This is a genomic window from Telluria sp. ZB2R32, assembly GCF_059685715.1.
In genome coordinates this window covers 121,769-143,852 of sequence record NZ_JCASIG010000009.1, presented here as the reverse complement: position 1 = coordinate 143,852, position 22,084 = coordinate 121,769, and the positions used below count along the sequence as shown (strand labels likewise).

Here is a 22,084-nt window from a genome sequence, read left to right as displayed (position 1 = left end):
ATGAGGACGCAGGCGTGATCCGTAGGGTGGACTCCGTCCACGCGTGAATTCAACCCACCGCCGGCGTCACAGGCAACAGCCCCACGACGCTGGCAGATCTCAACATCAAGCCCGCGCCACGCCCGCGCGGCGGCCTTCGCTACGCACCAGCATCAGCGCCACCAGGCTCAGCAGCGCCGCGCCGGTCAGGTAATACCCCACGTACGCGATCCCATGCTTGGTCGCCAGCGAAGTCGCCACGTACGGCGCCAGCGACGCGCCCAGGATGCCGGCGAGATTGAAGGTGAGCGACGATCCGGTGTAGCGCACCTCGGGCGGGAACAGCTCGGCCAGCAGCGTGCCCAGCGGTCCGTAGGTCAGGCCCATCAGCGACAGGCCGATCACCAGGAACAGGCCAGCCATGAACAGGTTGTTGGCGATGAAGAGCGAACCGAAGAACAGCCCGAACACCATGATCGCGGCGGTCACCCCGATCATCGCGGCGCGGCGTCCAAACCGGTCGGCGATCAGCGCCGACGGCGGGATCAGCAAGCCGAAGAAGATCACCGCGCCCAGCTGCAGCACCAGGAACTGCGTGCGCGAATAGCCCAGGCCGGTCGTACCCCAGGACAGCGCGAACACGGTCAACAGGTAGAACAGCACGAAGGTCGAGGTCGCCATCAGGGTGCCGAGCACCAGGGCGCGGCCGTGTTCCTTGAACACGGTCACGACCGGCACTTTGACCCGTTCGTTCTTGTCCAGCACGGCCTGGAAGTCCGGCGTCTCGTGGATTTTCAGGCGCACATACAAGCCGACCGCGACCAGGATCGCGCTCGACAGGAAGGGCACGCGCCAGCCCCAGGCGAAGAACTGCTCTTCGGTCAGTGCTTGCGTCAGCAGCAGGAATACGCTGCCCGACAGGAAGAAGCCGATCGGCGCGCCCAGCTGCGGGAACATGCCGTACCAGGCGCGCTTGCCCGGCGGCGCGTTTTCGGTGGCCAGCAGCACCGCTCCGCCCCACTCGCCACCCAGGCCGAGACCCTGGCCGAAGCGGCACAGCGCCAGCAGCAGCGGCGCCAGCGTGCCGATGGAAGCATACGTCGGCAGCATGCCGATCACGATGGTCGAGACGCCCATCGTCAGCAGGGCCGCGACCAGCGTGGCTTTCCTGCCGATGCGGTCGCCGAAGTGCCCGAACAGGGCCGAGCCGACCGGCCGCGCGAAAAAGGCGATGGCGAAGGTGGCGAAGGATTGCAGCACGGCGGCGGCGGGGTCGGCCGCAGGGAAGAACAGTTTCGGGAACACCAGCACCGCGGCGGTGGCGTAGATATAGAAGTCGAAGAATTCGATCGTCGTGCCGATCAGGCTGGCGAAGAGGACGGTACGGGCCTTGTTGGCGGGCGCCTTGGCTTGGCTCATGCGCTCACCGCCTTCGCCAGTGCTTCGCGCACTTCCTCGACGCTGTCGGGACGGGTCACGCGGGCGATCTCGACGCCGTCTTTCAGGACCACGACGGTCGGCCACAATTTGATCTTGAACGAACGGCCGAGCGGGCGGCCCGGGCCGTCCTCGACCTGGATGTGGCGCGCATCCGGGTAGTCTTTCAACGCGCCGGCAATGACCGGCTCGCCGGCGCGGCAATAGCCGCACCAGTTGGTGCCGAAGTCGAGTGCGACGAGGCCCGGCAGCGCGTCGACCGCGCTGCGTTCGGGTTGGGAGGTTTCGTAAGACATTGGTTGCTCCTCAATAGTGCCGATAAGACAAGCGTACCTGAAACGCCATCGAGGAGCCAACAATTTATTGCATTAACGGAACGATATTGTCATCGGTGTTCGTGGGGTGGTGGTGTGTGGTGCGGTCGGACCATCATGGGTACGTAAACCCGTGGGCTCGGGAGCCCACCCTACGGGGATGTGAAAAAATCGCCATGGCTGCGTTGCCTCGTCTCGCCGTACACTCGTACTGTCTTCGACTCGGCGCCGGGCGGCCGTATCCCTTGCCCTGACGTTTTTTTCCCATCCTCTACGGTACACCGCGGCCGCAAGTTTTGTTCAGGTGCCGGTGGTGCACCGTAGGGTGGGCTCTCCGAGCCCACGCGTCCGCAACGGCCGCAACGAGCCACGGCCCGCCTCGGCCACCCTCCTCAATGCGCGTGTCCACCCTCCTCCGCCTCGCAATGCCGCGGCTCTTCCCGGCACAACTTCTCCTGCGCCTGCAACGCCAGCTTGCGCGCCGCCAGCTGCGCGGGCGTGCGCGCCGGCGCCAGGATCTCATCCAGGGTGTACGCGCGCCCGTTCTTGACCACCAGACGCACGTCGGCCGCCGCGCGCAAATCCGCCAGCGGGTTGCCGCCCACCACCACCAGGTCGGCCAGCTTGCCCTCTTCCACCGTGCCCAGGTCCTTGTCGATCAGGGCGATGCGGGCGGCGTCGCGCGTCACCGACTGCAGCACCGTCAGGTTGTCCTGCACCAGCGCAGCGCCGCGCATGTTCAGGTGCAGCGAGATGCCCGGCACCACCAGCGGCGAGTCGGTGCCGTTGGCCACCAGCGCCCCGGCCGCGCGCACCTTGGCTTGCTGGGTGGCGTCGTTGGCGATCGTCGCCAGCTGGGCCGGCGTCGGCGGCAGCGCGCTCTGCAGGCCGGGCACGAAGTTCGGCGGCACCAGGATGAAGCGCGGATCGGTCACGATGCCCGGATCGAGCCCGGCCAGGGCGCTGCTGGAGAACAGCGTGTCGATCAGGCGGAAGTCGGCCTTGCCGTAGATGTCGGCGGCGTCCTGGTAAGTGATCGAGCGCGCCAGCGACTTCGACCAGCCATAGCCCATGCGCTGGGTCGCCGACAGGTGCGTGGTGCCGCCCAGGCCGGTGGCGGCGCCCGGCTGCACCATGTGGGTCCCGCTCGGCACACCGAGGTCGAGCGCTCCTTGCGCAATCCGTTCCATGACCGGGATCGGCGCGCGCACATAGCTCTTCAGGAAATCGGCATCCATGCGCTTGGCCTTGGCGATCTCGACGTCGGCGATGCCCGGGGTGCGCAGCGTGCGCGCGAAGCTGTAGAACAGGCGGTTGCCCTCCCACAGCGGCGGCGAGACGAACAGGCGCGGCCCGATCAGGTTGCCCGCTTCCAGCGCCTCGCGCATCTCGATGCTCTGGTGTAGCGGGCCGGCCACCGATTGCGCACTCGTGATCCCGTACGACAGCATCAGCTGCGCGATCTGGCCGAACTGGCCGCCCTGGTACAGGGTCAGCGGATGCAGGTGGGTTTCGATCAGGCCCGGCATCACGGTCAGGCCGCTGGCATCGACCATGCGCACGTCTGCGTCACGGGCGCTGTGCGGTTCCACCGAGACGATGCGGTTGCCCTCGACCACGATATCGACGTCGCGCCGCAGCGCCGCACCGACGCCATCCCACAGCGCGCCGGCATGGATGACCGTGCGGCCCACGGGCGCGGCCTGGCGCCAGCTCAGTTTGACCTCGACGTCGCGCCGGTTGCTGCCGTCGGCGCGCACCGTGCGCACCCGTTCGGCCGATTTGTAGAGGATGGTCTGCGAATCGCCGCCCCAGGTCGGCAGGTCGGCCATGTCGTCGCTTACCTGGCGCGCCGGCCCCGTCGGCGCACCGTTCGGGCCGAGCGGCATCACGTGCAGGCGCGAATCCATGATGAAGGCGACCTTGCTGCCGTCGGGCGCCAGCGCGGCCGCGCCCTCGTCGCGTTCGGCGATCTGGCGCGGCTCCGGCGCGACGGCGTAGAAGGTACCCTGGCGCGTGGCCAGGTCGATCACGCGCAGCTTGTTGTAGCCCTCGCGGAAGCGGTTGTTGATGCGCTCGTTGTCGACCAGCAGGATGCACTGCCCGTCCGGCGTCCATTGCGGCGTGCTGACCTGGGTGCTCAGCGATGGCAGGATGACTTCCGAGGTCCCGGTCGCGAGGGTCCGGATCTCGAGTTGGCCCGACAGTGTCGTGTAGGCCAGGCGCGCGCCGTCGGGCGACAGCTTGGGCGTGACCAGCGAGCGCCCGGGAATGGCGGCCAGGCGCGTGCGGGTGCGGCTGGCCAGGTCGATGCGGTCGACCGCCAGCTGGCCGGCGTTGCTGCGCTCGGACGAGAAATAGATGGCGCTGCCGTCGGCCGTCCACTGCGGGTTGGCGTCGCGGTCGACGTCGTCGGTCAGGCGCACCGGGGCTTCGCCGATACGCATGGTCCAGACGTCGTTGAGGGCGACAAAGGCGATGCTGCGTCCGTCCGGCGAGAGCACCGGCGCGCTGATGCCGCGCACCGGCCGGCGCTTGAGGTCGTCGAAGTGGCGGTCCTTCGGTTTGGAAAACGCGGGCCGCCGCAGTTTCAGCTGCGCCGTGAAGGCGATGTCGGTGCGCCCGCTGCCATCGAAAGCGCGCGTGCGGATGCGGCCGTCGGACGTGTAGAGCAGCAGTCCATTGGGCAGGAAGCGCACCGGGAACGGGAAGATGTCTTCGTCCTGGGTCACCTGGATACCGCCGAGCACCAGCTGGCGCGCGGCGTTCTGGTAGACGAGGTCGGTCCCGTCGGGCGTCCAGGCCGGCGCGGCGCCAGGAGCGACGATTGTCGACGCGCCGCCGGCCAGCGAGCGGGTGACGATGTTGGCGCCGTCGACGTAGGCCAGGCGCGTGCCGTCCGGGGATACGACCGGATTGCTCTCGGCGCCGGGGCCGGTCGTGACCTGGCTGGGTGCGCCGCCGCCCGCATCGACGCGCCAGATTTTATACTGGCCGTCGCGGCTGCGGTCCGACGAGAACACCAGGCCGCTGCCGTCGGGCAGCCAGGCCGGTTCGCGGTCGTCGTAGGGGCCATCGGTCAGCTCGCGCGGGTTGCGTCCGTCCGGGTCGATGGTCCAGATATGGAAATTCCCCTCGGGTGCGTAGTTCTGGAAGGCGATGCGCTTGCCGTCGGGCGACCACACCGGCGCCGTCGGCTCCAGGCGGTAGTCGGTGATGCGCCTGGCGGCGCCGCCGCTGGCGCGCATGACCCACAGCGCGCCCTGGGCCGAGAACACGATGCGGCTGCCGTCGGGCGACGGCGCGGCCGCCATGTTGGTGCCTTCGCGCAGTTCGACGGTGACGTCGCGCGTGGGGCCGCGCAGGCTGTTGAGCTGGTCGACGCCGCCGCCCGGCCACTGGCAGGCGGACAGCAGGACTGCGGTTGCCGCAGCGGCAAGGACGGTACGATTGAGGGGACGGGTGCGCTGGGAGTGCTGTTGCGTCTTCATTGTAGCCTCCGGGAGAGTTGCCAAAATGCACCGAGATGGTGCATGGCTGACCTCGCCAGTGTCGATTTCGCGCCTGACGAAATGCTGACTGTTGAGTCGGCACTGCAATTCCCCGGTCGCGAAAGCGCCTCCGGATGACTTCGCTCAAATTACGCCACTGAGGAGCAGGAACTTTTCAGCGGCTGAGCTGCTACAGAGCAACATGCGCCATACGTGAAATGCTTAACGGACAATGGCCATTCCGGCTGGCATATTGAACTCAAACTCGACATTAAACTGAAGTTTTTCAAGAGGAGGCCATCATGTCCGATAATCTGCAAAAAGCCGGTCAACAGGACCGCAGCCGCATCAACGTGCACGAAGAGTATGAAGTGCGCCACTGGACCGAGGCCCTGGGCGTGACCCGCGAAGAGCTGGAAAAAGCGGTGGCCGAGGTCGGCGTGTCGGCGAATGCCGTGCGTGAACACCTGAAGGGCAAGAAGTAATCACCGTCATCGTCGTACCGGACGCCCCGTGCGTCCACCCTGCGCCGCGGCTGCAGGGCCGCGGCCGGCTTGCGGCCAGCCTGTAGTCGGTTCGCCACGCTGAACCGGCATCGCATCTGCGCTGACGCAACGCCGCCAGCGATTTGCATGCCCTAGCGCGCCCTTGCGCCCCCTATTCCATAAAAAAAAGGAGCCCATAGTGGATATCCGCGCCTTTATTGCGTCCCTCGACATCACGCTCCCGAATGCCCTCTTCGCCGTGGCCCTTGCCGTGTGCGCCTTCCTTGCCATCCACGGCGCGCTCGCCCTGGGCCGGCGCCGCCTGAACCAGCTCGGCGACGAGGAACGCGCGCACCGCCCGGTCGCCGAAGTGCTGCGCAAGACCCTGGCCCGTACCAGCAACATCGTCGTCTTCGCCACCTCGGTCCTGATCGGCCTGTCGGCCCTCGACCTGCCCGCGCCCTGGAATGCGCGCGTCAGCCACCTGTGGTTCCTGACCCTCGGCCTGCAGCTGGCCATCTACCTGCACAGCGCGATCAAGGTTACCGCGCGCCGCTACTTCCAGACCCACGACCAGGCCGCGGCCGACAGCCAGGTCACCATCGCCCATACCCTCATCATCTGGGTGCTGCAGACCAGCGTCTGGGTGATCTTCGCGCTCGCCCTGCTGGCCAACCTCGGCATCAACATCACCACTTTTGTGGCCAGCCTCGGCATCGGCGGTATCGCCATCGCGCTGGCCGTGCAGAACGTGCTGGGCGACCTGTTCGCCTCGCTGTCGATCGCCATCGACAAGCCCTTCGAAGTGGGCGACTTCATCTCGACCTCGAAGACCTCCGGCACGGTCGAAAAGGTCGGCCTGAAGACGACCCGCCTGCGCGCCTCGAGCGGCGAACAGATCATCGTCTCGAACGCCGAACTGCTGAAGGACACGCTGTCCAACTTCAAGCGCATGGTCACGCGCCGCATCGTCTACAACCTGCGCGCCCATCCGGATACCCCGCCCGAGCTGGCTGCCAGGGTGCCGGCCGCGATCGCGGAATTCATCGGCCGCCAGGACAAGGTGCGCTTCGACCGCGCCCACCTGTCGAAATACACCCAGGACTACATCGAGTGGGAAATCATCTACACGATCCTCGATGCTGATTACGGCCTCTACATGGATACCCAGCAGGCCGTGATCCTGGCCTCGATGCAGATGTTTGCCGAACTCGGCATCTCGACCGCCCCGCGTGCGCAGCAACTGCTGCTGCAGGAAGCGGTCGAACCCGGAGCGCCCGAGGTGCCGCACGAGCGCGTGCGTCACCCGGCCACCCTGCGCAGCCTGCCGAAAGGGGCCTGACAAGCCAAGGGCTGCGCGTCACCACCACTTGAATGAGGAATTGCGATGAACCAGCCCAAGCAACAACAGCAGCCGCCCGGCCACGAGTCCGAACTCACCCCGAAAGCCGACCACGGCGAAACCAGCTACCGGGGCTCCGGCAAGCTGGCCGACAAGGCGGCCGTGATCACCGGCGGCGACAGCGGCATCGGCCGCGCCGTGGCGATCGCCTTTGCGCGCGAAGGCGCAGACGTGCTGATCGCCTACCTGGACGAGCATGACGATGCGCAGGAAACCGCGCGCCTGGTCGAGGAAGCCGGCCGCCGCGCCGTGCTGGTGCCGGGCGACCTGGCCGCGCCAGGCCACTGCCGCGCCATCGTCGAGCGCGCCGTGCAGGAATTCGGACGCATTGACGTGCTGGTGAATAACGCCGCCTTCCAGATGACGCGCAAGTCGTTGGAGGAGATCCCGGACGAGGAATGGGATTACACCTTCCAGGTCAACATCACGGCGATGTTCCACATCTGCAAAGCCGCAGTGAAGCACATGGCGCCCGGCTCGGCCATCATCAACACCACTTCGATCAATTCCGACAATCCCAAGCCGACGCTGCTGGCCTATGCCGCGACCAAGGGCGCGATCGCGAACTTCACGGCCGGCCTGGCCCAGTTGCTGGCCGAAAAAGGCATCCGCGTGAACTCGGTGGCGCCCGGCCCGATCTGGACGCCGCTGATCCCGTCGACCATGCCGCCGGAAGAAGTCGAGAGCTTCGGCCAGCAAGTGCCGATGAAGCGTCCCGGCCAGCCGGCCGAAGTGGCGCCGGTGTACGTGCTGCTGGCGTCCGACCAGGCAAGCTACATCTCCGGCGCGCGCATTGCGGTGACGGGCGGAACACCGATTTTGTAAAAGTCACATCCGCGTAGGGTGGGCACTCGGTGCCCACGCGGTCGTACCCATGCATGCCGCAACGTGTTCTGTGCCCGCGCACGGTCGAATCATGATGACACGGTGCGCTCCCGATGCGGACGATAAAAATGGTGCGGTCCGCACCGGCACGAACGCGTGGACTCGGGAGTCCACCCTACGTTAAAACATCGGCGTCGGCACCGGCTGCGGCGGTGGCGGCGGCACGCCTTCCATCGGCGCGTCGATGACTTCGACGGCTTCGTCTTCGACGGCTTCTTCTTCCTGCGGCTGTAAGTCGGGCTGGGCCGGCATGCCTTCGATCAGGTCGCCCGGCTCGATGAACTCTTCTTCCGGTTCCTCTTCACGCGGACGCGGCGGCGCCGGTGGGCGGCCGCCCGGGAACAGGGCGTCGCGGTCGATCTTGCCGCCATCGAGGGCGCTCTTGAAGAAGTCGCCGACCAGCAGGATGGCGTTGTGGCCGCCCTGCCCCCAGTAGCTGCTGCGCATGGTCACGCGGTTGTCGTTGAAGCCGACCCAGGCCCCGGCCACCAGGTTCGGATGCATCAGGATGAACCAGCCGTCGGCATTGTTCTGGGTGGTGCCGGTCTTGCCGGCGACGTCGCCGTTGATGCCGAAGCGGTAGCGCACGCCGGTGCCGGTGCCGCGGTTGACGACGCCGCGCAGCATGTCGATCAGGGTCAGGCTCGACGCCTGCGACATCGCGCGCTCGGGGCGCACGTTGGCGAAGTCGGCGATCACGTTGCCGTCGCGATCAAGGATGCGGCGCACGAACACCGGTTTGCGGTACTCGCCCTGGGCGGCGATGGTGGCGTAGCTGCTGACCATCTCCAGCAGGGTCACCGGGCTGGTGCCCAGCGCCAGCGACGGCACCTGCTGCAGTTTGCTCTGGCGTACGCCCAGGTTCTGCGCCAGTTTCACCACCGGCGGCAAGCCGACGTCGCGCATCACCTGGGCCGTGATCGTGTTCTTCGAGAACACCAGGCCGTCGCGCATCGTCATCTGGCGCCCGGTCGTTCCCGACATGTCGGTCGGGCGCCAGACGGTGCCGTCAGCGGCGCGGATGTCCATCACCGCGTCGACGTAGGGCTGCTCGGGCGGGATGCCGTTTTCCAGCGCAGCGCCATACACGAAGGGCTTGAAGGTCGAACCAGGCTGGCGCGCGGCCTGGGCCACGTGGTCGTACTGGTCGCGCGCGAAGTCGCGGCTGCCGACCCAGGCTTTGACTTCGCCGGTCGCCGGATCGATGGCGACGAAGCCGGCTTCCAGGCGCGCCTTCGATTCGCGCAGCTTGCGCATGAAGTCGCGGTCGCCCTTGATGCGTTTCAAGGCCGCGGCCGGCGCCTCGCCGCCGTCGACCGCCTTGCGGTAGGCCGCGCTCTCGCGCACGAAGGCATCGAGCTGGGCGCCGTGGGTATGCCAGTAATAGTCGAATGCCTTGACGCTGGAACGCATCGCCGTGTAGGTGCCGATCGAGCTCGAACCCGGCAAGCCCGGATTGGCCCACTCGACGTCGGCCACGGCCTGCAGCGCGCCCGCCTGCTTCTCGACGGCGCGCAGGGCCGCTTCCTGCAGGCCGGCGTCGAGCGTGGTCTGCACCACCAGGCCGTCGAGCGCCAGGTCGTAGTCGTTTTCGTCGGCCCATTCGAGCAGCCACTTGCGCACGTGCGCCGTGAAATGGTTGTCGCGGCCGCTGCGTTCGGCCAGGCGCTCGAAGTCCAGGCGCAGCGGGCGCTTCTTCAAGGCGGCAAGGCGCGTTTCATTGAAGGCGCCATGCTTGGCCATCTGCCCCAGCACCACGTTGCGGCGCGCCAGCGAGCGCTCCGGGTTGGTCACCGGGTTGTAGTAATAGGTCCCCTTCAGCATGCCCACCAGCGTGGCCGCTTCCAGCACGTCGAGCCTCAAGGCCGGTTTGCCGAAATAGGTGCGCGCGGCCATCTCGATGCCGCGCGCGTTGTACAGGAAGGGCACCGTGTTCAGGTATGCTTCCAGGATCTCGGTCTTGCTGTAGGTGTTCTCGATCTTGATCGCGGTGATCAGTTCCTTGAGCTTGCGGTTGATGCTGCGCGCGCGCCCGATCTCGTCCGGGAACATGTTGCGCGCCAGCTGCTGGGTGATGGTCGAGCCGCCCTGGGCGTCGCCCTTCAGGCTGGCCAGCAGGGCGCCGGCGATGCGCGTGAAGTCGACCCCGTGGTGTTCGTAGAAGCGGTGGTCCTCGGTCGAGATCAGGGCTTTCACCACGTGCGGCGACACCTGCGACAGCTTGACGCGCTCCTGCAAGCCTTGCTCGAAAGTGCCGAGTTCCTTGCCGTCGGCGGACAGGATGCGGCTCGGGCGCGCGCTGCTGACCTGCTTGAGGTCGTCGATGCCGGGCGTGAGCGGGATCAGGACGATCAGGTAGACGACCAGGGCCGCGGCCAGCGCCGCCAGCGACAGGCCGCCGACGATCAGCGCCTGCTGGTGGCGCGGGCGTCCCTCGATGAAACCGTGTGCCCGGCGTACGCCCCTGCGCGCTCTTCCGCCTGCGCTGCCGAACAAATCCCTTGCCTGCTGCCGAATGCCACTCTCGGTCTTCTCGTCCTGGTCCACTGGTTTCCTTGCTGGGTTGATCCTTTATCCGCCAAGTATAGCCGACCGCGCCGCCGCACAGGACAGCACGCTCCGCGCGGCGCCCTGCCCTTTCCGCTATGATGGCGGCATGTCATTAGCGTCTCCCTCCACCGAACTGCCCGATCCCGATCCAGCCACGCGTGTCCTGCGCCAGTTCCGGATCGTCTTCAACTCCGTGAAAACCCATTTCCGCCAGGTCGAGCGCGAGGCCGGCCTCGGCGGCGCGCAACTGTGGGCGCTGTCGGTGATCGCGCAAACGCCGGGCATCGGCGTGACCGACCTGGCGCGCGCACTGGATATCCACCAGTCCACCGCCAGCAACCTGGTGCGCACCCTCACCGGGCGCGGCCTGATCTCGGCCGCGCGCGAAGGCGCCGACCGCCGCGGCGTCGCACTGCGCGCGCTGCCCGCCGCCGACGAATTGCTGCAGCGCGCGCCGCTGCCGTTTGCCGGGGTGCTGCCGGACGCGTTGTCGAGCCTGGACGAGGCGACCCTGCGGCGGATGGAAGCGGACCTGGCGCGCCTGATCACGCTGCTGGCCGCGGACGAAGCCGGTGCACAGGTGCCGCTGGCGCACCTTTGATTGGCTCGAACCCGGTCTGTTACGGCTATTTTTGTCGAAAACTTTTACAGTAGGAAACAATATTAATCAGGATAACAACTTAACTGCTTGAATAGCCAGAATATTTTCCATTTGGCATGAACATTGCTTTATATCAAACATTATTTCCCAACTTGGAGTTTAGTAATGTTCGTTAAAACCTTGTTCACCGCCCTCGCCCTGTCCGCCACCATGGGCGCTGGCGCTGCCCCTATTGTCAACGGCAGTTTCGAAGCCGGCCTAGCCAACTGGAGCACCAACGGCAACGTCGATACCGCCTACACCGGCGGCGGTTCTTACTTCGGCGCGGGCAACCCCGCAGAGAACGGCAATTTCGCCGTCGCGTTCAACGGCGGCGACAGCGCCCCGACCGGTAGCATCTGGCAGCGCTTCGCCACCACAACCGCCGCGCAATACACGGTAAACTTCGACTTTGGCGCGACCAGCTGCGTCATCAGCTGCGGCCAGTCGCTGCTGGCTTCGATCCTCGGCGCCGACGGCAGCACCGTCCTGGCCTCGACGACCGTTTACGGCGCTTCGAACGGCGCCCTCGGCAGCTTCAGCCTGGACTTCGCCGCCAACGGCACCAGCACCACGCTGCGCTTCTCCGACCTGGCGACCAACCAGACCGTATCGATCGACGGCGTGCTGGACAACGTCAGCGTGAACGCCGTCCCCGAGCCGGCATCGCTGGCCCTGCTGGGCCTGGGCCTGGTCGGCTTTGTCGTCCGCCGCCGCCGCGCCTGATCATTGCCGGTGCGGCCTGGACCAGCCGCAGACACAAAAACCCGCTGCGGCGGGTTTTTTTTCGCTTCCACGAGACCGGCGCCATGGCCCATACCGACTACCAGGCGAGCGTGGAGCAACCGTGGCGCCAAGTAAACAGTTACGGTGAGATAAATAGGCGGCCGCCGCGTTTAACGCTATGATGATAATTGCTCTTAAGTAATTTTAATGCAAGCCGCATTCATGCCACGCCAGCACCTGACCAGACCGCTTCGCCCGGTTCGCACCTTGCTGAACCGCCTTGTGCTCGCCTGCCTTCTCCCGGGCATTGTCGGCAGCGCGATCTTTTTGCTTGTCGAGTATCGCGAAGAGCGCGCGCGCCTGCGTCAGGAGACGTCGGATATCGCACGCTCGCTTGGCAAGGAGATCGATACCCATATCCTGCGTACACAAGCCCTGGCCCTTGCACTCAGCCGCGCCAAAGGCCTGTCATCGAACGATATCGGCGCATTTGCAGCCCGTTCCGCCCAAGCCATTTCCGCTGCGGGCCTGGGCAGCAACGTCGCGCTGTACACAAAGGATGGCAGCCGCTTGCTCGGCATTTCGCAGCAAGGACGCGCCGCGCTCCCAAGCGCCGCCGGCGCCGCGGCGGCGTCCCAGGTATTCCGCTATGGAAAGCCTGTTATCTCCGACTTCCATCACGACAGTGCAGCAGGCGCCAGCTTCATCGTCGCTCACGTTCCGGTGATGCGCGAAGGCCGCATCGTGTATTCGCTGGGGATCGACATTCCCTCCAGCCGGCTCAATGCGATGCTGGTCGCCCGAGACCTGCGCCCGGGATGGCTCGCCAGCCTGATCGATCCGCGCGGCCTGATCGCGGCGCGCAGCCGCAACCAGGCCCTGTTGGGCCAGCGCGCTTCAGACAACCTGCGCGCTGCGATTGCGCGGCACGCCGCCGGTACGCTCGACACGGTCACGCGCGACGGTGTCCCGAACCTTACGGCTTTCTGGCGTTCGCCGCAGACCGGCTACACGACCATCGTCGGCGTGCCGCGCGCGGACCTGATCGCTCCCCTGCGCTGGAAACTTGCTGTGCTTGGCGCCACTGTCGGGCTCCTGTTCGCCGCGGGGATGCTGCTGGCGCGACGCGTGAGCCGGCACATCGCAAACTCTTTCCATGCGTTGATCGCACCGGCGACAGCGCTCGGCGCCGGCAAGCCCTTGGCAATGGCGACGGTTCACCTGAGCGAGAGCGCCGAAGTCGGCGCGGCGATCGAGCGCGCAGCGACGCTTCTGGAGGAACGCGAGGCCGCGTTGCGATTACAGCAAGAGGAGCTGGAACAGTTCAAGTTTTTCAGCGAGCATGCCAACCAGATGCTGCTGCTGGTGGATCACCAGGGCAGGCTCCGCTACGCCAACCGGATGGCGCGTGCGCGCCTGGGCTATACGGACGATGAGCTGATGGATATGACGCTGTTCCGGATCGACCCAGCAACCAGCGTCGAGAGCCTGCAGGCGGTATTTGCACAGTGCCGCGTGGCGCCACCCCCTCCTTTCGAACGCGTCTTGACCTGCAAGGACGGGTCGACCTTTCCGGTCGAAATCAGCGCGACCGTATTGCAGCACCGCGGCGAATGGCTGATGCACGCGGCCGCGCGCGACATTGCCGAGCGTCGCAAGGCCGAGCAGGCCGTACGCTGGGCAGCCACCCACGATGCGCTGACAGCACTGGCCAACCGCAGCCATGCCCTGGAATTTTTGCAGCGACACCTCGAACAGGTGCGTGCCGGCGCAGCCGGCGGCGCGCTCCTGTGCATCGACCTCGACCGCTTCAAGCCGGTCAACGACCTGCACGGGCATGAAGCAGGTGATCGTGTCCTGCAAGAAGTGGCGTTCCGGGTCAAGTCCTGCCTGCGTGCGCACGACTTGCTGGCGCGTTTCGGCGGCGACGAATTCATCGCCATACTGGTCAACCGCGGAACGAGCCCACACCAGGCCGACGACATGGCGCGCGCCATCATCCGGTCGATCGAGGGCCCGATCCGGGTCGGCAAGATCGAGGTCAACCTGTCAGCTTGTATCGGGATCAGCCGATTCCCCGAACACGGCAAGGTACCCGGCGCCCTGGTGCACGCGGCCGACATGGCCATGCTGCAAATGAAGCGGCAAGGTGGCCGCGGCTTCGCCCACTACGCACCGGAGATGGACGACCGGGCTCGGTTCGTCCTGAATGTCGAGCGCCGCCTGCAGGCCGCAATCGACCAGGGGGGGCTTGCCCTGCACTACCAGCCAATCGTCGAACTCGACAGCGGCGTCATGGTCGGAATCGAGGCACTGGTACGACTTGAAGACGGCATCAGTCCCGCCCTCGGGCCCGCCGCCTTCGTTCCGGTCGCCGAGGCTTGCGGCCTGATCGCCCCGCTCGGGGACTGGGTTGCGCGCGAGGCATGCCGGCAACAGGTGGCATGGAGGGAGGCCGGCCTGCCCCTGAGCATCTCCATTAACGTCTCGCCCCTCCAGTTCGCACGCCCGCACTTCGCTGCCCGCGTACACGCACTGGTCTGCACATCCGGGGTCGATCCGAACGACGTGACGATCGAGCTGACGGAAACGGCGGTGATGGAAAACCTGGGAGAAGCGGTCGCCATCCTGCACGAACTGAAAGCCCTGGGCGTGCGCATCGCCCTCGACGATTTCGGCACCGGCTATTCAAGTCTCGCGACCCTCTCCAGCCTCCCCATCGACAAGCTCAAGATCGACCAGTCGTTCGTGCGCAGGATCGACAGCGACCACACCAGCCGCGCCGTCATCGATGCGGTGATCGCACTGGGCAAGAGCCTGTCCCTGGAACTGGTGGCGGAAGGGATCGAGACCGAGGCGGCCTGGCACTACCTGCGCGAACGCGGCTGCCAGTTGGGCCAGGGATACTACTTCAGCCGACCGCTGGCTGCACCGGCGCTCGAGGCGATGGCACGACGTGCGCGTTCGCGACGGCCGGATGGCGCCGCATCCTGCGCAGGCTAGTCGGCGTCCGCCCTGAACCGCCGCAACGCCGCATCGACAATCCCCTCGGTACTGCCCGCCTCCGCATACGCGTTGCGCAGCGTCTGGGCATCGCTGCCGGTATGCGTCTCGCGGTAGAGGTGGTCCAGCGCCGCTTCGCTGTCGAGCGCTTTCGCATGCGGTTCCAGGCGGCGCAGGGTGGTGAGGATGTCTTCGCGCAGCGAGATCGTTTCGTGGCTTTGCGGGTGCACCAGGGTGCCGTCGAGGCCGAAGCGGCAAGCCTGGAAGCGGTTGTAGTTGTAGACCAGGTAGTCGTCTTCCAGCGGCGGCGGCTCGTTCCCTTCCAGCAGATAGCGGCACAGCGCCTGCAGGTAGCAGGCCAGCGCGGCCGCGCGCTCGACCGTCAGCGGCGTGTCGCAGACGCGCAGTTCGATGGTGCCGTATTCCGGCTTGGGGCGCAGGTCCCAATAAAAGTCCTTCATGCTGCGCACGATGCCCGTGTTCTCCATGCGCCGGAAATAATCGCGCTCGAAGGCTTCCCAGCTGAGGATGAAGGGCGCCCGCCCGGACAGCGGAAAGGCGAACACGCTATTCAGGCGCGCCGAGTTGAACTGGGTATCGCTGCCCTGCAGGAAGGGCGAGGAACTCGACAGCGCGATGAAATGCGGGATGTAGCGGTTCAGCGCGTGCAGCAGGTACAGGGCCTGGTCGCCCGAGGCGCAGCCGATGTGCACGTGCTGGCCGAACACCGTGAACTGCTTGGCGAGGTAGCCGTACAGCGCCGACACTTCGCGAAAGCGCGGCTTGGAAAAGATTTTACGTTGCGACCACTGCTGGAACGGATGCGTGCCGCCGCCGCAGATGCCGACGTTCAGGCGGTCGCCGGCGCGCAGCAGCGTGTCGCGGATCTCGCGCAACTCCTTGAGCAGCTCGCCATGGTGGGTGTGCACGCTCGAATTAATCTCGAGCATGCTCTCGGTGATCTCGGGCGTGACGTTGCCGGGAAACGGCGCCCGTTCCAGCAGTTCGAGCATGTCGGGCGAGGCCGCGACGAGGTCGAAGTCGGACAGGCTGACCAGCTGCAGTTCGAGTTCGACGCCCATGGTCAGCGAATGCGATTGTGCGAATGGTGGCAGTGCCATGATTTACGCCTCCTTGGTGTTGCGGGTTTCGTTGGCCCAGACGACGGCGCGCTGGGTCAGGATCGGCCCGAGCACGTCGAGCAGCAGCATCACCGCCGCCAGCGGCGCCAGGCTGTCGAACAGATTGACGCCGATCCAGCGCGTCTGCTCCATCAGCAGGATGGCGAACACCGCCATTGGCGTGAGCGCCAGTCCCGACAGCGCGCCCTTTTTCGACGAGATGCCGGACGCGCGGGCAAAGGCCGTGCACACGCCGACTTTGACCACGCCGCGCACGACCACCAGCAGCAGGCCGAGGGCGATGCCACCGCCCAGGTGCTCGACCTCGACCTTGGTGGCGACAAAGAAGAACATCAGCACGGCCAGCAGGTCGCCCAGCACGCCGAAATTGCGCTGCGCCGGCGACAGGGCGATGCGGCGGTGGCGCGCCACCAGACCGAAGGTCAATGCCGCCAGCACCGGCGAGAACTGCAGCACGGTGGTCGCCGCCACCAGCAGCACCACGGCCAGCGCAAAGGCGAGCGTGGCGTCGCGGGCAGCGTCGCGCATGACGGCCATCCTCCGCAGCCACAGCGGCACCAGCGCACCGAACAGGGCGCCCAGCACGCTCGATGCGCCCAGCACCAGCAGGCTGCTGCCGGCCGCATGGGCCAGGTCGCCGGAAGTCTGGAACACGCCGATGCCGACCACCACGTTGAAGGTGAACACGGCCATCACGCAGTTCAGCGCGGTCAGGTGCATGGCGCGCTCGGTCACCTGGCCGGCCGCGCCCTGCTCGTTCAACACGCGCAGCAGGCCGGCCGGCGAACTCGACATCGCCAGCGAGGCGGTCAGCGCGGCCGGCAGGCGCTCCATGCCGAACAGGCCGGCGACCACGTAGACGGCGGCGAAGGTCAGCGCCGCTTCCAGCACCGAGGTGGCGACGATCCAGGGATTGCTGCGCAGCCAGCGCAGGTTGATGCGGTAGCCGAGTTCGAACAGGATCAGGCCGAAGCCCAGGTTCGCCAACAGCATGAAGTTCTTCGATTCGGACGGCGGCAGGTAGCCGGCGGCCAGGTTGCCGAACACGAAGCCGCCGAGGCCGTAGACGGCGATGCGCGGCAGCGCGGTCCAGCGGAAGATCAGTTCGCCTGCCATCCAGGCCAGGGCGATGGCCAGCGGCCAGGCAAGTTGCAGGCCGAGATCGGCGTAGTTGGGCAGAGATTCGGGCATGGATATCCTCCTCGATGGGCGGGAGAAATACATTGGCGCCAGGGCGGCGCGCTCTCCGCAAAAAACAGCCCCCGGAAGGCCCGGGGGCTCAAAAGAGTCGCGTGAACGTCTCGCTGCTGATCGGGCGCCCATCCGAAGGATGGTGCTCGAAACAAGGCTATATTGCCTGAGATATATTCTATTAGCAACTATATTTGTGCGAACGTATGCACGCCGGACTTGCTCTAGCGTACCTGCGCCACCGCGCAACGTGATTTCTTCCCCTCCACCCTACAGCTGTTGCGCTCGCGTCCGTCGAGATCCCACACCTTCGCCAGCCAGGCGTCTGGCCCGGTACGCTCCAGCGTCATGAAGCCGAAGCCGTCGATCCAGGAACTCATGTGTTCGACGATGGCGCCGGGTGCCGGACTCACGCCCGGCGGCGGCGCGGCCGGCAGCGGTACGGTATCCTCGGACGTGCCGGAAAAGCCGGCCACGAACTGGGTCGGATGCGCGCTCGCGAAGCTCGTCTGCTGCCACAGGTGCACGTGGCCCGACAGCAGCATCGAGATCGAAGGCGGCAGGAAGCCGGGATCGACGTCGCCAAACGCGTCGAGCAGGCCGCGGTCGCCGCCGAACAGGGTGATCTCGCCGGTCTTGGCGTCGCGGTTGGCGCCGAAGGCGAACAGCGGATGGTGGTCGACGCCGATGTTGTAGCGCGCGTTCCGCGCCAGCGCGGCGATCTTGCGGTAGCTGTCGGCATACGCGGCGCGGCGCGGATCGGTTTGCGGCAGCCCCTTGTAGTTGGTGTTGGCGGTGTCGAACACGATCAGCTGCGCCCCACCGCCGAGCGGCACCGCGTACGGATCGCTGTGTTCGCCGCGTGCGTCGTCGGCGGGCCGGTCGCAATCGCGCCCGGACTCGAACGGGCGCGGGTCGAGCCAGCGCCACCAGCCCTGGCCGGCGCGGCTGCAGTTTTCATGGTTGCCGCGCGCCAGCACCCAGGGTGCGGCGGTAAACAGCTTGCGCGCCGGCGTGAAGAAGTCGGCCGCCCAGGCATCGTAGCCGTAGCCGTAGGGACTGCCGGCGCAACCGGCCTGGCCCGCCGGGCATGGGTCTTCGCGGTAATGGTAGTCGCCGACGTGGATCACCAGGTCGGGCTTGAATTGGGCAGCACGCGCCGCGACCTGCGCGAACGGAAAGCGCGCGGGGTCGTTGCAGTCCTGGGCCTCTTTACCCTTCAGGCGGCAACCGGTGTCGCCGATGACGACGATCCGGCGCGGTTCGGCGCGCGGCACCGGCAAATCGAGGCCGGCCACGCTGGCAGTCGCGGCACCGAGTGCGACCGGCGCCTCGCACGTCAGCATCGCACTGGACGGCGGCGTGTGCGGCTGGCCGGGTCGCGCCGGAATGCTCGACCTGGGCACGCGCACCCGCATCGGCATGGCGCGGTTGTCGACCACCAGCGGCGGGCAGGCGGACGCGGTCGTGATCAGGCGCGCCGTCGCCGCGCCGTCTTCGCCGATCACGACAAAGGCGACGTCGTCCGGACCGGGGTCGGTCACCAGGCCGGCGCAGCCCGCCAACAGCAGTGCTGACGATAATGCCGCCATCGGCAGGGTAAAAATCCGGCTCATGGGCATCTCCGTGCAAAAGTTGCGAATGTATCACAGCCATATGACAGCGCGAAGTCGAGGCGAACGCGGCCGTTTTCCGCTTGCGCGTAACATTTTGACAAAATAACAGGAGAGGCGATGGAACAGATACCGATGTGGCTGCAAGCGGGATGGTGGGGATTGGTGGCCGGCGCCGCCTTGTTGATCGGCGCCTTTGTCGGCTACCGGGTGGCGGTGCCGCCGCGCCTGGTGGCGGGGATCATGGCCTTCGGCAGCGGCGTGCTGATTTCCGCGCTGTCGTTCGAGCTGATGGACGAGGCCTTCAAGACCGGCGGCTTTCGCGCGACCGCGCTCGGCTTCCTGGCCGGCGCCACGGTCTACACGCTGGCCAACTGGTGGCTGGCCCATGGCGGCGCGCGCCACCGCAAGCGCTCCGGCGGCCAGCCGAGCGAGGCGGAACATGGCGGCAGCGGCAGCGCGATCGCGGTGGGCGCCCTGCTCGACGGCATCCCGGAATCGATCGTGATCGGCCTGTCGATGCTGGGCGGCGGCAAGGTCAGCCTGGTGGCGGTGGCGGCGATCTTCCTGTCGAACGTGCCCGAAGGCTTGTCGAGCGCGGCCGGCATGAAAAAGGCCGGACGCAGCGCCGGCTACATCTTCGGCATCTGGGGCGCGATCGCGCTCGCCTCGGGCCTGTCGGCACTGGCCGGTTACACGCTGTTCGAAGGCGTCTCGGCGGCCACCGTCGCGGCCACCACGGCGGTGGCGGCCGGGGCCATCCTGGCGATGCTGGCCGACACCATGATCCCCGAAGCCTTCGACGAAGCCCACGATTTCGCCGGCCTGATCACGGTGATGGGTTTCCTGGCGGCGTTCGCACTCAGCAAGATGGGGGCGTAAGCGGACCGCCTCACGCGGCCGGCGTGTCGGCGCCCGTCGCCGCGTCGCGCCGGTTGGCCACGTCGCGCGTGATGCGCAGCAGGTCGGCAATGTCCAGCGGTTTGGTCAGGTGCTCGTCGAAGCGCGCGGCCGAGGTCATGCCGCGGTCCTCGTCGCGGCCCAGGCCGGTAAGCGCGATCAATGGCAATCGACGCCCCTGCGCACTTCCCCGGATCCTGAGCGCCACCTGGATACCGCTGATGTCCGGCAGCCCGAGGTCGAGGAAGGCCATGTCGATCGGCTCGGATGCCGCCAGCGCCACGCCATCGAGCCCGTTGAACGCCAGGACCGACGTATGGCCGAGCGCCTCGAGCAGCAGCGCCAGCGTGGTCGCGCCATCGACGTTGTCGTCGACGACCAGGACGTGCAGCGCCCCGGCCGTCGACGTGTCCTCGGCGGCCGCCGGGGCGGCATCTGCCGGCGCATCCATGCGTGGCAGTACCACCGTAAAGCAGCTCCCCTTGTCCAATCCCTCGCTCGCCGCGGACACCGCCCCGCCGTGCAGTCCGACCAGCTGCTTCACCAGGTTCAGGCCGATGCCGAGGCCACCCTGCGCATGGATGCCGGTGGCGTGCACCTGCGTGAACAGGCCGAAGACGTCGTCGATCGACGCGGCGGCAAGACCGATGCCCTGGTCGCATACATCGATGGTGGCCGTCTGTCCGTCGATATGGCAGCGGATCGATACCGGCGCCTGCGCCGGCGAATATTTCGACGCATTCGTCAGCAGGTTGCCGAATACCTGGATCAGGCGCAGCGCATCGCCCTTGATCCATACCGGTTCCTCCGGCGCGGTCCAGCTCAGCGGCTGCTCTTTCTGCCTGAACGCAGGCTGGACGCTTTCGATTGCCTGCGTGAGGACGTGCTGGAGCACCACGGGTTCATGGTCGATTTCCAGTTTCCCCGAACTGATGCGCCCGACTTCCATCAAGTCGTCGACCAGGTGCGCCAGTTGCTTTACCTGGCGCTCGATGACTTCGCGTGCGCGGCTGCGCACGTCGCGGTCCCTGGAGAATTTGATCAGCTGCGCCGCCGACGAGATCGGGGCCAGCGGCCCGCGCAGCTCGTGCGCCAGGGTCGCCAGATACTCGTTCTTGCGGACGTCGGCTTCCTGCAACTGCACCCCGTCGGCACGCACGCGCCGCGCATCGCGTTCGCGCTCGGTGTGATCGGTCGACACCGTCATGACAGTATCGACGTTTCCGTCCTGGTCGATCGACGGGAACACGCGCGTGATGAAAAAGCGCTCCTTGCCGTACTGGTCGGTGTAGCCGTAGTCGAACTCGCGCGCGCGCTTGTTGCGCACGACATCTTCCAGCACGGCGTCCCAGCGCCGTGCAAGAAGCGGCTCCATGCCCGGTTCGTCGAAACGTTTACCGACGAAGTACCCGGGGGCGTAACCGGTCAGTGCCTCGATGCGCGGCGACATCGACAGGCAGCGCCGCTCGCGGTCGAAGCGGCCGACGACGTCGGGCAGGTTGGCGGCGAACGCGGCAAAATCGAGCTCGCGCTGGCGCGTGGCATGCTGCGCCTCGGCAGCCTGGCTGACGTCGATCACGGCGCCATTGATGCCGGCGGGCGTGCCGTCCTTGTGGAAGATGACGCGCCCGCTGCCATGCACATGCCGGATCCTGGCATTGGGCAGGCATAGCCGGAATCGAAGCTGGTAACCGGTGCCGTCCCGCAGCGCATCCCCGATCGCGGCATCGACCGCCGCGACGTCGTCCGGATGCAGGCGGTCCCGGAACATCGCATGCGAGACGGGGGCGTCGGGCGCGGCGACCGGCCAGTCGAAGATGGTGTAATGATGACCCGACCAGCGCACGGTGTCGCTTTTCAGGTCCCAGAAAAACGTGCCGATTCCCGCGGCGTCGATGATGTCCTTGAAGGCTTCCAGCCGGGTCGCGAGGTCTTCGCGGCGTTCGTCGACGCGCAACCCTGGCGCCACGGCGCCAGCCCGGCGCCTCGCCAGGAGGATGCAGGTCAACACCCCAAGGCCGAACCCGCCGAGCATGCCTGCTGCGGCAGGCCCGAATTGAAACCACAACATGTAACGATCTTTCGTGCTTGTCAGGAATGCCAGGCTGTTGGGTGCCGGCTGCCGGCAACGCATTGCGCCTGTCTCTGTAGATGTCGCGGAAGTCCCGCCGACCCGATGCATGCCATCGTCATGAATCGGAATGCGGGACAGCGAACTGCCGTAATTTTACCGATTTCCTGGAATCAAGGCGGGCCTGCATGCCTTGCGTTGCATTCCTGTCCACCATATCTGCTTTATTTGTCGAAATTGACATCGCATCCGATG

Annotated in this window: 15 protein-coding genes; 7 read left to right on the top strand and 8 right to left on the bottom strand. The window is 66.6% G+C overall.

Annotation, left to right across the window (positions count from 1 at the left end):
- Positions 1-105 precede the first annotated feature (105 nt).
- The 3 genes from AC56LG_RS22560 to AC56LG_RS22550 all read right to left on the bottom strand — a co-directional run bounded on the left by AC56LG_RS22560 (position 106) and on the right by AC56LG_RS22550 (position 5,221).
- A complete protein-coding gene (locus AC56LG_RS22560; protein ID WP_497168263.1) occupies positions 106-1,398 on the bottom strand; it encodes an MFS transporter in 1,293 nt (430 codons plus the stop codon).
- Entirely contained in the window at positions 1,395-1,712 is a 318-nt protein-coding gene (locus AC56LG_RS22555) for a thioredoxin family protein (protein ID WP_497168262.1), read from the bottom strand. Before AC56LG_RS22555 ends, AC56LG_RS22560 begins: the two co-directional genes overlap by 4 nt.
- Before the next feature lie 410 nt (positions 1,713-2,122).
- Complete coding sequence (locus AC56LG_RS22550) at positions 2,123-5,221, bottom strand: amidohydrolase family protein (protein ID WP_497168261.1); 3,099 nt, start codon at positions 5,219-5,221, stop codon at positions 2,123-2,125.
- Positions 5,222-5,523: 302 nt separating this feature from the next.
- Here AC56LG_RS22550 and AC56LG_RS22545 point away from each other — a divergent pair, with 302 nt between their 5' ends.
- From AC56LG_RS22545 to AC56LG_RS22535, 3 genes are all read left to right on the top strand, one after another.
- Positions 5,524-5,706 carry a DUF3606 domain-containing protein gene (locus AC56LG_RS22545; RefSeq protein ID WP_192048347.1) on the top strand — a complete coding sequence of 61 codons (183 nt, stop codon included), beginning with the start codon at positions 5,524-5,526 and terminating at the stop codon, positions 5,704-5,706.
- Between the two features lie 199 nt (positions 5,707-5,905).
- Positions 5,906-7,048, top strand: coding sequence for a mechanosensitive ion channel family protein (locus AC56LG_RS22540; protein WP_497168260.1), 1,143 nt, complete (start codon positions 5,906-5,908; stop codon positions 7,046-7,048).
- A gap of 45 nt (positions 7,049-7,093) precedes the next feature.
- Positions 7,094-7,933 carry a glucose 1-dehydrogenase gene (locus AC56LG_RS22535; protein ID WP_497168259.1) on the top strand — a complete coding sequence of 280 codons (840 nt, stop codon included), beginning with the start codon at positions 7,094-7,096 and terminating at the stop codon, positions 7,931-7,933.
- A 180-nt stretch (positions 7,934-8,113) separates the two neighbouring features.
- On the opposite strand, the gene AC56LG_RS22530 is transcribed toward AC56LG_RS22535, so the two are convergent.
- Positions 8,114-10,489 carry a penicillin-binding protein 1A gene (locus tag AC56LG_RS22530; RefSeq protein ID WP_497168258.1) on the bottom strand — a complete coding sequence of 792 codons (2,376 nt, stop codon included), beginning with the start codon at positions 10,487-10,489 and terminating at the stop codon, positions 8,114-8,116.
- 160 nt (positions 10,490-10,649) lie between these two features.
- Here AC56LG_RS22530 and AC56LG_RS22525 point away from each other — a divergent pair, with 160 nt between their 5' ends.
- From AC56LG_RS22525 to AC56LG_RS22515, 3 genes are all read left to right on the top strand, one after another.
- Positions 10,650-11,144, top strand: coding sequence for a MarR family winged helix-turn-helix transcriptional regulator (locus AC56LG_RS22525; protein WP_497168257.1), 495 nt, complete (start codon positions 10,650-10,652; stop codon positions 11,142-11,144).
- 165 nt (positions 11,145-11,309) lie between these two features.
- Positions 11,310-11,909 (top strand): PEP-CTERM sorting domain-containing protein, encoded by a 600-nt coding sequence (locus AC56LG_RS22520; RefSeq protein WP_497168256.1) that lies wholly within the window; start codon positions 11,310-11,312, stop codon positions 11,907-11,909.
- A 207-nt stretch (positions 11,910-12,116) separates the two neighbouring features.
- Positions 12,117-14,912 (top strand): bifunctional diguanylate cyclase/phosphodiesterase, encoded by a 2,796-nt coding sequence (locus AC56LG_RS22515; protein ID WP_497168255.1) that lies wholly within the window; start codon positions 12,117-12,119, stop codon positions 14,910-14,912.
- Here AC56LG_RS22515 and AC56LG_RS22510 read toward each other — a convergent pair.
- From AC56LG_RS22510 to AC56LG_RS22500, 3 genes are all read right to left on the bottom strand, one after another.
- A complete protein-coding gene (locus AC56LG_RS22510) occupies positions 14,909-16,033 on the bottom strand; it encodes a YbdK family carboxylate-amine ligase (protein ID WP_497168254.1) in 1,125 nt (374 codons plus the stop codon). The genes AC56LG_RS22515 and AC56LG_RS22510 overlap by 4 nt on opposite strands.
- Positions 16,034-16,036: 3 nt before the next feature.
- Positions 16,037-17,245, bottom strand: a complete 1,209-nt coding sequence (locus tag AC56LG_RS22505; RefSeq protein WP_497168253.1) for a cation:proton antiporter — start codon at positions 17,243-17,245, stop codon at positions 16,037-16,039.
- Positions 17,246-17,469: 224 nt separating this feature from the next.
- Positions 17,470-18,861 (bottom strand): metallophosphoesterase family protein, encoded by a 1,392-nt coding sequence (locus tag AC56LG_RS22500; RefSeq protein WP_497168252.1) that lies wholly within the window; start codon positions 18,859-18,861, stop codon positions 17,470-17,472.
- Between the two features lie 117 nt (positions 18,862-18,978).
- On the opposite strand from AC56LG_RS22500, the gene AC56LG_RS22495 reads away from it, so the two are divergent.
- Complete coding sequence (locus AC56LG_RS22495; RefSeq protein ID WP_497168251.1) at positions 18,979-19,740, top strand: ZIP family metal transporter; 762 nt, start codon at positions 18,979-18,981, stop codon at positions 19,738-19,740.
- A 10-nt stretch (positions 19,741-19,750) separates the two neighbouring features.
- On the opposite strand, the gene AC56LG_RS22490 is transcribed toward AC56LG_RS22495, so the two are convergent.
- The gene (locus tag AC56LG_RS22490) at positions 19,751-21,829 is read right to left on the bottom strand and encodes a hybrid sensor histidine kinase/response regulator (RefSeq protein WP_497168250.1); all 2,079 of its coding nucleotides are present in this window, start codon (positions 21,827-21,829) and stop codon (positions 19,751-19,753) included.
- Positions 21,830-22,084: the final 255 nt, after the last annotated feature.